The sequence below is a fragment of the Tabrizicola sp. genome, assembly GCF_034366665.1.
In the GTDB taxonomy this organism is placed as follows: domain Bacteria; phylum Pseudomonadota; class Alphaproteobacteria; order Rhodobacterales; family Rhodobacteraceae; genus Tabrizicola.
The window spans coordinates 1-11,092 of the sequence record NZ_JAXMMF010000127.1 but is presented as its reverse complement, the minus strand read 5'-3'; the positions used below and the strand labels follow the sequence as shown (position 1 = coordinate 11,092).

Below are 11,092 nucleotides of genomic sequence, written 5' to 3'. Positions count from 1 at the left end.
GCGCTGGAGCTGGACCTTCTTGCCGACCCGAAGGAACGGGCCGAGCATCTGATGCTGCTGGACCTTGGCCGCAACGACGTGGGTCGGGTGGCCAAGGTCGGCACCGTGCGCCCCACGGAAACCTTCATCATCGAACGCTACAGCCACGTCATGCACATCGTGTCGAACGTGGTGGGCGAGATTGCCGAGGGCGAGGACGCATTGTCGGCGCTGCTGGCGGGACTGCCCGCAGGCACGGTATCCGGCGCTCCGAAAGTCCGGGCGATGGAGATCATCGACGAGCTGGAACCCGAAAAGCGCGGCGTCTATGGCGGCGGGGTGGGCTATTTCGCGGCCAATGGCGAGATGGACTTCTGCATCGCGCTGCGCACGGCGGTGGTGAAGGACGGCCAGCTGTACATCCAGGCGGGCGGGGGCGTGGTCTATGACAGCGACCCCGAGGCGGAATACCAGGAAACCGTCAACAAATCCAACGCCTTGCGCCGCGCAGCTGAAGACGCGGGCCGCTTTGCCGGGCGCGGGAACAGCTAAACGCACCTCCTCGTTCGACTTCGTCTCCTCGTCGGGGGGGCCGCGCGAGGAGTGACGAAGTCATCGACGAGCGGACCCGGGCTGCGTCACTCGACTGTCAGAACCGCCGTCACCGGGGCCAGCGCCACCGTCGCGGCCTTGCCCTCGACCGTCCATTCCAGCAACGCTGCAACCGTCGTCGGATCGGCGGTGCCGACCACGCTGACGCGACCGTCCTGACCGGCCTTGAAAACGGCGCGGTCCAGAAGGCGGCGGATCGCGGCGGCGTCGGCGCCGGTCGAGCCGATGTCGCGGAAGATCACCCCGGCTTCCAGATCCTCGCGCCGGGCGACCTGGTCGGCGGCGTTCAGCCCCGCATCCCAGGTCAGAAGACCCCGGCCCTGCGCCTTCAGGATCGGCACCACGGTCGCGGCCAGCGGGCGGCGGTTCTGGAAGCTGGGAACCGGCAGGTCCATCACGGCCACAGCCTCGGGGAGGCCCTGTTCCATCGACTGGAACGCCACTTCGACGTCGGCGGGCATCGCGCCTTCGGCAATGCCGGTGACCAGCATCACCACCTCTTTGCCCGCCGCGCGGTAAGTCGCGGCGTGCTGGGCCGAGGCGGGGTCCAGGGGGTTCAGCGCGAAGCTGACCGGGAAGGGCAGGGCGGCAAGGCCGGCACGGTCAAGGCCCGCGCTGCCGTCATCGACCAGCACGATGGCGAAGGGTGGCTTGGCATCCGGGTTCTCGAAGGTCGCGGCGAACTGCGCCAGCGGGCGCGGGTCCAAGGGCGCTGCGGCCGGGTCGGTTGCCGCAGGATCGGTCGCGGGGGCCTCGGCCGTCTCGCTGGCACGAGGCAGGCCCGGGGCGGGCTTGAAGGTCGAACTGCGGGCTTCGGCCTCCGGTTCGGCGGTCTCGCCCGGAAGGGGAGCGGGCCGGGTGCCGGGCATTGCGGGTTGCGCTGCCTCGGTCGCGGGATCGGTGGGGGCGGCGTCGGCATCGGGGCTGGGCATCGCCTCGGCCGGAGCCGGGTCTTCGGCCCCCTCGGGCGCTTCGATCACCGCCGGTTCGGCTGGCATGGATTCGGCTGGAATCGGCTCGACGGGTGTCAACTCGGCTGGCATCGCTTCGGGGGCGGGCGCTTCCAGGACTGGAGCCTCCGGCTCGGGTGCCAGTTCGGCAATGACGGTGTCTTCGGCTGCGGGGGCTGTGGCCTCGACCTCGGGTTCAACCGTTGGAACGACCTCCGTGGCGGCGGGCGCGGCCTCGACAAGTGCGGTTTCCGGGGCGTCCGGTTCGGGCACGGTTTCCGCCTCAGCGGTCTCGATTTCGGGCTCGGGCACGATCTTGGGCGCGGCAGCCGGTTCGACAGGGACAGGCTCTGCTGCAGGTTCGGTCGGCACGACTTCGGCGGTGGCCGGTTCCGCTGCAGGATTTGCCACGTCGGCCACAGACGCACTTTCGGCCAATGCCGTCTCGGCGGGCGCTTCGGGCGCTGCATCGGCAAGGGTTTCGGCAGGCTTCGAGGGTTCCACCGATGTCTCGGGCGCAGCAACTTCGGCGGCCAGAGCGGCAGGCTCTGGTGCTTCGGTCGTGGCAGCCTCAGGCGCGGCTGCAGTCGTTTCGATCGCAGGCTTCGCGTCGGTGACCGAAGCCTCGGCGGCGTCGCTGGCTGACGCGGTTTCGGCGGGCACCTCGGCGACCGTCGCGGCCTCTGGGGCCGTCTCGACAGGCGTGTCGGGGGCAATCTCGACGTCGGTGGTTGGGGCAGGGGCGGTGTCGGAGGCCTCGACCCCGGCGCTTTCGACCCCCGCGCTTTCACCCTCGGCGCTTTCGGCGGCGGCTTCGGCCAGGTCGACCTGGGCCTCGGCGGCGGACACGGGTTCTTCGGTGACGGCCGGACCGGCATCCGCGGGTGTCGCCGCGGGGGCCACGACCGGCTCTGCCATCGCAGACGGAGCATTGTCGTTCGCCGGAGCAACCGGAAACAGCGCGGACCCGATGACAAGGCCCCCGGTCACCAGAAGGCCACCCGAAACCATGCCCAAAAGAAATTTGCCGACCACTGCTGCCTCCAGCTTTTACGCCGCTGCGATCCTTGCCAAGAGACGCGCCGCGCCCCCTGCCGGATCGCCCGTTTTCCCGGCGCCGTTCTTCTGACTTGCGCCACTATAGCCCGCTGCAGCGCCAGCTTCACGCATTTTTCTGCAACTGCTCAACAAGTTGCCGCCACCGTGGCAGGCGGGCAATCCTTGTGGCGAGATCGGGGGAAGTGGAGGCGGGTACCGGAATCGAACCGGTCTTCACGGATTTGCAATCCGCTGCGTAACCTCTCCGCCAACCCGCCGCGAAGGTGGGGGAGGGATAGCGGATAGGGCGGGCGGCTGCAAGGGGTTCCTCCGGCCTGGCCGCAGGCTTGACTTGAGGGTGGGCCGCAGTGATTGTCCGCGCCAGTCGGGCACAGGCCCGGGCAGGGGCGCAGGTCGCGTGCAGAAGATCCTTATCACCGGAAGCGCGGGCTTCATCGGCTTTCACCTGGCGCGGCACCTGCTTGCGGCGGGCCACCGGGTGCATGGCTACGACGGGATGACGCCCTATTATGACGTCACGCTGAAGGAAAACCGCCATGCGATCCTGCATGCGATGCCCGGCTTCACCGCGACGCAAGCGCTGGTCGAGGATGCGGCGACGCTGGACCGCATCGGCGCCGATTTCGCGCCCGATGTCATCATCCACCTTGCTGCGCAGGCGGGGGTCCGCTACAGCCTGACCCATCCGCGGTCTTACATCGAGACGAATTTCACCGGCAGTTTCAACGTGTTGGAGCTGGCGAAGCGGCAGAAGGTCAAGCACCTGCTGATCGCCTCTACCTCGTCGGTCTATGGTGCCAACCCCGACATGCCGTTTCACGAGACGGACCGCACCGATCACCCGCTGACCGTCTACGCGGCGACGAAGAAGGCGGTCGAGGCGCTGTCGCATTCCTATGCGCACCTTTGGGACCTGCCCGTCACGCTTTTTCGCTTTTTCACGGTCTACGGCGAGTGGGGCCGCCCGGACCTGGCCTATTTCAAGTTCGCCAAGGCGATCCTGCAAGGTGAGCCGATTGACGTCTACAACCACGGGGCGCTTTGGCGCGACTTCACCGCGGTCGAGGATCTGGTCGAAGGCGTCAGCCGCCTGATCCCGCTTGCGCCGCCGATGCCCGCCGAAAGGGGCGTGCCGGTTGAGGGCGACAGCCTCAGCCCCGTCGCCCCGCACCGGATCGTCAATGTCGGCAACAGCGACAAGGTGCATCTGATGGAGTTCATCGGAACTCTGGAAACCTTGCTGGGCCGCAAGGCGATCTGCAATTTCCTGCCGATGCAGCCCGGCGATGTGCCTGCGACCTGGGCCGACTGTTCGCTGCTGGAGCGCCTGACCGGCTTCAAGCCCGAGACGGACCTTGCCACCGGCCTTGGGCGCTTTGTAGACTGGTACCGCGGGTATTACCGGGTCTGACTGGCCCTATCAGCGGCAGGCGTCTGGTCCTAAGGACGGGCCGCCGTTTCCCCGATGATACCGCGCGAAACGCATTCGAAAGGACGGCCCCATGGAAGGCTTCGCAGGATTGAACGACATCGGGCAAGTGGTCGAGGCCGACCGCGCCCATGTCTGGCACCACCTCTCGCAGCACAAGCAGTATGATACGGGCGTCGATCCCCGCGTCATCGTCGAAGGCAAGGGGATGCGGGTCTGGGACGCCAAGGGCAAGGAACATATCGACGGGGTGTCCGGCGGGGTCTGGACGGTGAACGTGGGCTACGGCCGCGAATCCATCGCCAATGCCGTCCGTGACCAGCTGATCAAGCTGAACTATTTCGCCGGGTCCGCCGGGTCGATCCCGGGTGCGGTCTTCTCGAAGCGACTGATCGAGAAGATGCCGGGCTTGACCCGTGTCTACTATTCCAACTCCGGCTCCGAGGCGAACGAGAAGGTCTACAAGATGGTGCGCCAGATCGCGCACCGGCACCACGGCGGCAAGAAGTGGAAGATCCTGTACCGCGACCGCGACTATCACGGCACCACCATCGCCGCCTTGGCCTCTGCCGGGCAGGACCAGCGCGCAATGCAGTACGGCCCCTTCCCGGACGGCTTTGTCCGCGTGCCGCATTGCCTGGAGTACCGCAAGCAGTGGGACGTCGAAAACTACGGCGAACGTGCTGCTGACGCCATCGAGGAAGTCATCCTGCGCGAAGGCCCCGACACTGTCGGCTGCCTGATCCTGGAGCCCGTCACCGCCGGCGGCGGCGTCATCGTCCCGCCGCAGGGCTATTGGGACCGAGTCCAGGAAATCTGCAAGAAATACAATATCCTCTTGGCGATTGACGAGGTCGTCTGCGGTGTCGGCCGCACCGGCACCTGGTTCGGCTACCAGCACTACGGCATCAAGCCGGACTTCGTGACGATGGCCAAGGGCGTCGCCTCGGGCTACGCCGCAATCTCCTGCACCGTGACGACGGAAGCCGTCTTCGAGATGTTCAAGGACGACCCCTCGGACCCGATGAGCTACTTCCGCGACATCTCCACCTTCGGCGGCTGCACCTCCGGCCCCGCCGCGGCCCTGGAGAACATGCGGATCATCGAGGACGAGGGGCTTCTGGAGAACACCCTGGCGATGGGCGACTACTGCCTGGGGAACCTCGCCGCACTGATGGACAAACACAAGATCATCGGCAACGTCCGCGGCAAGGGGTTGTTCCTGGGGGCTGAACTGGTGGCCGACCGTGCGACCAAGGAACCGGCGGACGAAAAGAAGGTCCAGGCCGTCGTCGCCGACTGCATGGCGCAGGGGGTCATCATCGGGGCCACCAACCGCTCGCTGCCGGGGCTGAACAACACGCTGTGCCTGTCGCCCGCGCTGATCGCGACGAAGGACGATATCGACGAGATCACCACGGCGATTGATGGGGCGCTGACCCGGGTGTTCGGGTAGGGACTGAGGCCGTTTGCTGGTCGAGGGGGTGTCCGGGAAGGGGCACCCTTTTTGCCTTTGTTTACGAATAGATCAGTCTAGGAATGGAAGATTCCAACAGGCGAACTGCCCGTTGACGTCATCGAAGTGCAACGTTCCCTTAATGGATTGATTATTCAGCTCATCACCTTGAGGCACAAACACGGTAACGACCCAGTTTGGCCCAAATCCGCAAAGTCCCTTTTGAAAATACTCGATGCTGGCGATGTTATTATGTACCTCTTCTTCCGTACGCCCATACGGGTCTCCAAGTAGAAAATTAACGGCAGCGGCCCGCACTTGATCCTCTGTAAAGTTTGTCTCTACCTTTGTCGCTTCATCGCGCAGGTCCTCTAGAATTCCTACAAAGAGATAGTACGAACCGACAATTGCGACTATCCCAGCACAAGCGGCTAGCGCTTTGTTTCGGCGGAACCAATCCGAGAACACTGCACCACCGGTGACCACAAATAGTATCGCGAAGACTGCAACTTTAACGGAAATCACGGGCTACCCTCGCGTCGGGAATACTATTCTTCGACTTGGTGGGCACCAAGTCAGATGCCGCTCAAAACTGCCTACCCACTTGCCCGGAATCAAGGGCAAAGCCCGCCGGGCAGCGCCCGACCGCCCCCTCGCGCGGGCGCTTTGCAGCGTCAGCCTGCAAGAACCACGTCAGATGTACTTGGCACCATAAAGCGCCCTACTCAGCCGTCGCTCGCCCACCCGGCGGTCGGGCTCTGCCCTATGTGGTTTCAAGATAGGTGCGCAGTAGCGCACCCTACGCAGGCAGGCCTACGCCACCCCATACCGGCTACGGGCTTCCTTGAAGCTCATCAGCTTGCCTTGGGCGGTGTCCCACAGGTGCAGGTTCACCGACTGCAGGCTTTCGCGGACCGTCAGGCGCTGTGCCTCGGCCAGCGTCTGGTGGTCACGGATCACCTCGGGCAGGCGGTAGAACGGGATGCGGGAATAAAGATGGTGGACGTGGTGGATGCCGATGTTGCCGGAAAACCAGCGCAGGGGCTGCGGCAGGATGTAGTGGGAGGACCCCTCCAGCGCGGCATCGTGCAGTTGCCAGTCTTCGCCCTTGGACCAATGCGTCTCCTCGAACTGGTGCTGGACGTAGAAGAGCCAGACGCCCAGGGTCGCTGCCATCAACGAGGTGGGCAGGTAGATCAGAAGAACGGGCCAGAACCCGCCGAACCAGATGATCAGGCCCACGGCGATGCCGATCATCGCGTTGGTCCCCATCGCCGAGGTCCAGTAGCGCCAGCCGGATTTCATCAACCCGAACGGTAGGCGGTTCTGCAGCAGGAACAGATAGCTGGGCCCCAGGACAAACAGCACGACCGGGTTGCGGTAAAGCCGGTACATCAGCCGCCCCCACCAGCCGCGGGCGCGGTATTCGTCGATGGTCAGCGTCAGGACGTCACCAATCCCGCGGGCGTCAAGGTCGCCGTGATGCGCATGGTGGATCGAATGCGTGCGCCGCCAGACGGCATAGGGCGTCAGGGTCAGCACTCCAAGCGCCCGGCCCAGCCAGTCCTGCGCCGTTCGGTTCTTCAGGAACGAGCCGTGCCCGCAATCATGCTGGATGATGAAGATGCGGACCAGAAAGCCGCCGTTCAGGATCGCAATTGCCAGAGCCAGCCAGGGGCTGACCGACAGCGCCATCCAGGCCAGGACCCAAAGCGCCAGGAACGGCACCAGGGTCGCGGCCAGCTCCCACAGGCTGCGGCGGGTCGAGGGTTCGCGGTAGCGGGAAAGGGTGGTCAGCCAGTCGCGGGCTGATCGGGCTGCAGTAGGTTCGGGCATCGGGGCCTGTAGTATTCCCGCCGGCTTTGCCGCGGCGGGGTCGGCTTGGCCCTCTGCACTCAGCGCGGGCGCGCGCAAGCATCAGGCGTGTCATGGGTTAGGCGACGGCGGGGCGAAGATCAACAGAATTGATACAAAGCGCGGTCACGTCCCGGAGATATCCCGGCCCTCTGGGCGCTTGACTTTGGCAAAGCCCTTGCCGCTTGATCCGGCAGTCAAATCCCGTGGTGTCATGGCCGCCATCCCCGTCGAAGCCTTCTACCTGACGCCCGGAGCGACGGGATCGCTGCAGCAGCAGATCCGGGCGATGGTGACGCAAGGCATTCTGGCGGGCCGCTTTCGCCCCGGCAGCCGCATGCCCTCGTCCCGCGGTCTGGCCGAGCATCTGGGCGTGAGCCGGATCACCGTGACGCTGGCCTATGCGGACCTTGTGTCGTCAGACTACCTGACATCGGCCGGGCGGTCGGGCTATTTCGTGTCGGACACCGCGCCCCTGGCGCCCGAGTTCCCCCAGGCCGAACCCCATGCCGAGGCGATTGATTTCAAGGGCCTGACCGGAGGCCGCTTCACCCTTGTGCCCAAGGTCGAACGGCCCGAGGATTGGGACCGGTATCCCTATTCCTTCATCTACGGCCAGGCCGACCCCACGCTTTTCGACCATCAGAACTGGCGGCAATGTGCGCTGCGGGCTTTGGGAAAGCGCGATTTCGCTGCGCTGACCACCGACTACTACGAACGCGACGACCCCCTGCTGATTCAGGAGCTTTTGCGCACCATCCTGCCCCGCCGGGGTATTGCCGCGCGCGAGGATGAGGTGCTGCTGACGATGGGGGCGCAGAACGCGCTCTGGATCGCGGCGACGGCGCTTCTGGGGCCGGGACGGCGGGCGGTGGTCGAAAACCCCGGCTACCCCGCCTGGCGCGCCATCGTGGCGGCTTCGGGGGCGACGGCGGTGCCGGTGGACGTCGACGCCAGCGGCCTTCCGGTGCAGGGACTTGCCGCGGATGTGGTTTTCACCACCCCCTCGCACCAGTGCCCCACGAACGCCACCATGCCCGTCGACCGCCGCGTGGCCCTTCTCGAGGCGGCAGAGGCGCAGGGCTTTGTCATCATCGAGGACGATTACGAGTTCGAGATGTCCTTCCTGAAGCCAGTTGCGCCGGCGCTGAAGTCCCTGGACCGGGGCGGCAGGGTGATCTACGCGGGGTCGTTCTCGAAGTCGGTCTTTCCGGGGCTACGGCTGGGTTACCTGGTCGGCCCGCCCGGATTTATCGCGGAAGCCCGTGCCTTGCGGGGCTTGATGCTGAAGCACCCGCCCGGTCACATCCAGCGCACGATGGCCTATTTCCTGGGGCTTGGGCATTACGACGCCCTCGTCAACCGCATGAAGAATGCTTATCGCCGCCGGCGTCAGGTGATGGCCGAGGCGATTGCGGCCGAGGGTCTGGAGGTCGCGGGGCAGGGCGGCTTTGGCGGCTCGAGCTTCTGGATGCGCGCGCCCGAGGGGGTGGACACCGGGGCGTTGGCACTGCGCCTTCGCGCCGACGGGGTGCTGATCGAACCCGGGCAGGCGTTCTTTGCCGGAGAGGGGCCACGCAATTACTACCGTCTCGCCTATTCCTCGATCGCCCCGCAAAAGATCGCCGAGGGCGTGGCGCGGATTGCCCGGGCGGTCGCTCGTCGATGACTTCGTCACTCCTCGCTCGCGACGAGAAGACGAAGTCGCACGAGGAGCCGTTTCTGGCCTTACCGGGCCGAACCAACTGGCCCTAAGGCGCTTTGGTGGGCGGGGATAGGTTGCGCGCAACTGGCCTTCGCGGGCCGCATCGGACATGGAGAGACGCGATGAAGATGACGACCGAGGAAGCCTTCGTGAAGGTCCTGCAGATGCACGGGATCGAACATGCCTTCGGGATCATCGGATCTGCCTTCATGCCGATCTCGGACATCTTCCCCAGGGCTGGCATCCAGTTCTGGGATTGCGCGCATGAAGGCTCGGGCGGGATGATGGCGGACGGGTTCACCCGCGCCAGCGGCAAGATGTGCATGATGATCGCTCAGAACGGCCCCGGCATCACCAACTTCGTCACGGCGGTCAAGACCGCCTACTGGAACCACACGCCCTTGCTGCTGGTGACCCCGCAGGCCGCCAACAAGACGATCGGGATGGGCGGCTTCCAGGAAGTCGAACAGATGGCATTGTTCAAGGACATGGTCTGCTACCAGGAGGAGGTCCGCGACCCCTCTCGCGTGGCCGAGGTCCTGAACCGCTGCATCCTGCAGGCCAAGCGCCAGTCGGCCCCCGCACAGATCAACATGCCGCGCGACTACTGGACGCAAGTGATCGACATCGCTTTGCCCGCGGTGGTGGAGTTCGAGCGGCCCTCGGGCGGGGATGATGCGATGGCGGCCGCGGCACAGCTGCTGTCCAGCGCGAAGTTCCCGGTGATCCTGAACGGCGCGGGCGTCGTGATTGGCGGCGCGATCCCGGCCTCGATGGCCCTGGCCGAGCGGCTGACCGCGCCGGTCTGCGTCGGCTACCAGCACAACGACGCCTTCCCCGGCTCGCATCCCCTGTTCGCGGGACCGTTGGGCTATAATGGGTCCAAGGCAGGGATGGAGCTGATCGCGCAGGCGGACGTCGTCCTGGCGCTGGGGACGCGGCTCAACCCGTTCTCGACGCTGCCGGGCTACGGGATCGACTACTGGCCGAAGGACGCCAAAGTGATCCAGGTCGACATCAACCCGAACCGGATCGGTCTGACGAAGCCGGTGACGGTCGGGATCGTTGGTGATGCGAAGAAGGTGGCCGAGGGCATCCTGGCGCGCCTGTCCAAGACCGCAGGCGATGCGGGGCGGGCTGAACGCAAGGCCCTGATCGCGCAGAAGAAATCCGCTTGGGCGCAGGAACTCTCGTCGATGGACCATGAGCAGGACGATCCCGGCACCAGCTGGAACGACCGGGCGCGGAAGGCCAAGCCCGAGTGGATGAGTCCCCGCATGGCCTGGCGCGCGATCCAGTCCGCGCTGCCAAAAGAGGCGATCATCTCCAGTGACATCGGCAACAACTGCGCCATCGGCAACGCGTACCCGTCCTTCGAGGCAGGGCGGAAGTATCTGGCTCCGGGTCTGTTCGGGCCCTGCGGCTATGGCTTGCCGTCGATCATCGGCGCAAAGATCGCCTGCCCGGATACGCCGGTCGTCGGCTTTGCCGGTGACGGGGCTTTCGGGATCGCGGTGACGGAACTGACCGCCATCGGGCGCAAGGAATGGCCCGCGATCACCATGGTCGTCTTCCGCAACTACCAATGGGGCGCGGAAAAGCGGAACTCGACGCTGTGGTATGACGACAACTTCGTGGGCACCGAGCTGGACGAGGGCGTCAGCTACGCCGGGATCGCCAAGGCCTGCGGGTTGCAGGGCGTTCAGGCGCGGACGATGGAGGAGCTGACGGCGGCACTGCGCCGCGCCATCGACGACCAGATGGCGGGCAAGACCACGTTGATCGAGGCGCTGATCAACCAGGAACTGGGTGAACCTTTCCGCCGCGACGCGATGAAGAAGCCAGTCGAGGTCGCGGGGATCTCGAAGGCCGACATGCGGCCGCAGGTCGTCTGATGCCCTTTGACTTGGGGCCGCTGGCGCTGATCTGGCTGGCGGTCGCCTGTCTGGTGGCGGGCTTTGTGCGGGGCTATTCGGGCTTTGGTTTTTCGGCGCTGTTGATCGCTGCTTCCAATCTTGTGACCAATCCGCTGAATTTCGTGGCGGTTG

Annotated in this window: 8 protein-coding genes and 1 tRNA gene; 5 read left to right on the top strand and 4 right to left on the bottom strand. The window is 65.6% G+C overall.

The features are described from left to right. On the top strand, nucleotides 1-531 hold a 531-nt coding region (locus U1E69_RS18530; protein WP_322245898.1), incomplete at its 5' end, for a chorismate-binding protein. 86 nt (nucleotides 532-617) lie between these two features. On the opposite strand, the gene U1E69_RS18525 is transcribed toward U1E69_RS18530, so the two are convergent. Together U1E69_RS18525 and U1E69_RS18520 are read right to left on the bottom strand one after the other, a co-directional pair. Further along, on the bottom strand, nucleotides 618-2,576 hold the full coding sequence (locus U1E69_RS18525) for a divergent polysaccharide deacetylase family protein (RefSeq protein ID WP_322245897.1): 1,959 nt from the start codon (nucleotides 2,574-2,576) through the stop codon (nucleotides 618-620). A 207-nt stretch (nucleotides 2,577-2,783) separates the two neighbouring features. Continuing rightward, nucleotides 2,784-2,857 (bottom strand) — tRNA-Cys (locus tag U1E69_RS18520). Between the two features lie 140 nt (nucleotides 2,858-2,997). Here U1E69_RS18520 and U1E69_RS18515 point away from each other — a divergent pair. Beyond that, nucleotides 2,998-4,011, top strand: a complete 1,014-nt coding sequence (locus U1E69_RS18515) for an SDR family NAD(P)-dependent oxidoreductase (RefSeq protein ID WP_322245896.1) — start codon at nucleotides 2,998-3,000, stop codon at nucleotides 4,009-4,011. Between the two features lie 91 nt (nucleotides 4,012-4,102). Further along, the gene (gene tpa, locus U1E69_RS18510; protein ID WP_322245895.1) at nucleotides 4,103-5,485 is read left to right on the top strand and encodes a hypotaurine--pyruvate aminotransferase Tpa; all 1,383 of its coding nucleotides are present in this window, start codon (nucleotides 4,103-4,105) and stop codon (nucleotides 5,483-5,485) included. Between the two features lie 72 nt (nucleotides 5,486-5,557). Here tpa and U1E69_RS18505 read toward each other — a convergent pair whose 3' ends face one another. Next, nucleotides 5,558-6,010 carry a hypothetical protein gene (locus U1E69_RS18505; protein ID WP_322245894.1) on the bottom strand — a complete coding sequence of 151 codons (453 nt, stop codon included), beginning with the start codon at nucleotides 6,008-6,010 and terminating at the stop codon, nucleotides 5,558-5,560. 288 nt (nucleotides 6,011-6,298) lie between these two features. Beyond that, nucleotides 6,299-7,321 carry a fatty acid desaturase gene (locus U1E69_RS18500; protein WP_322245893.1) on the bottom strand — a complete coding sequence of 341 codons (1,023 nt, stop codon included), beginning with the start codon at nucleotides 7,319-7,321 and terminating at the stop codon, nucleotides 6,299-6,301. 232 nt (nucleotides 7,322-7,553) lie between these two features. Between U1E69_RS18500 and U1E69_RS18495 the strand changes: the two genes are divergently transcribed. Next, entirely contained in the window at nucleotides 7,554-9,008 is a 1,455-nt protein-coding gene (locus U1E69_RS18495) for a PLP-dependent aminotransferase family protein (RefSeq protein ID WP_322245892.1), read from the top strand. A 158-nt stretch (nucleotides 9,009-9,166) separates the two neighbouring features. Then, nucleotides 9,167-10,939: a sulfoacetaldehyde acetyltransferase gene (gene xsc / locus U1E69_RS18490; RefSeq protein ID WP_322245891.1), complete on the top strand. Its 1,773-nt coding sequence runs from the start codon at nucleotides 9,167-9,169 to the stop codon at nucleotides 10,937-10,939. Nucleotides 10,940-11,092 lie beyond the last annotated feature (153 nt).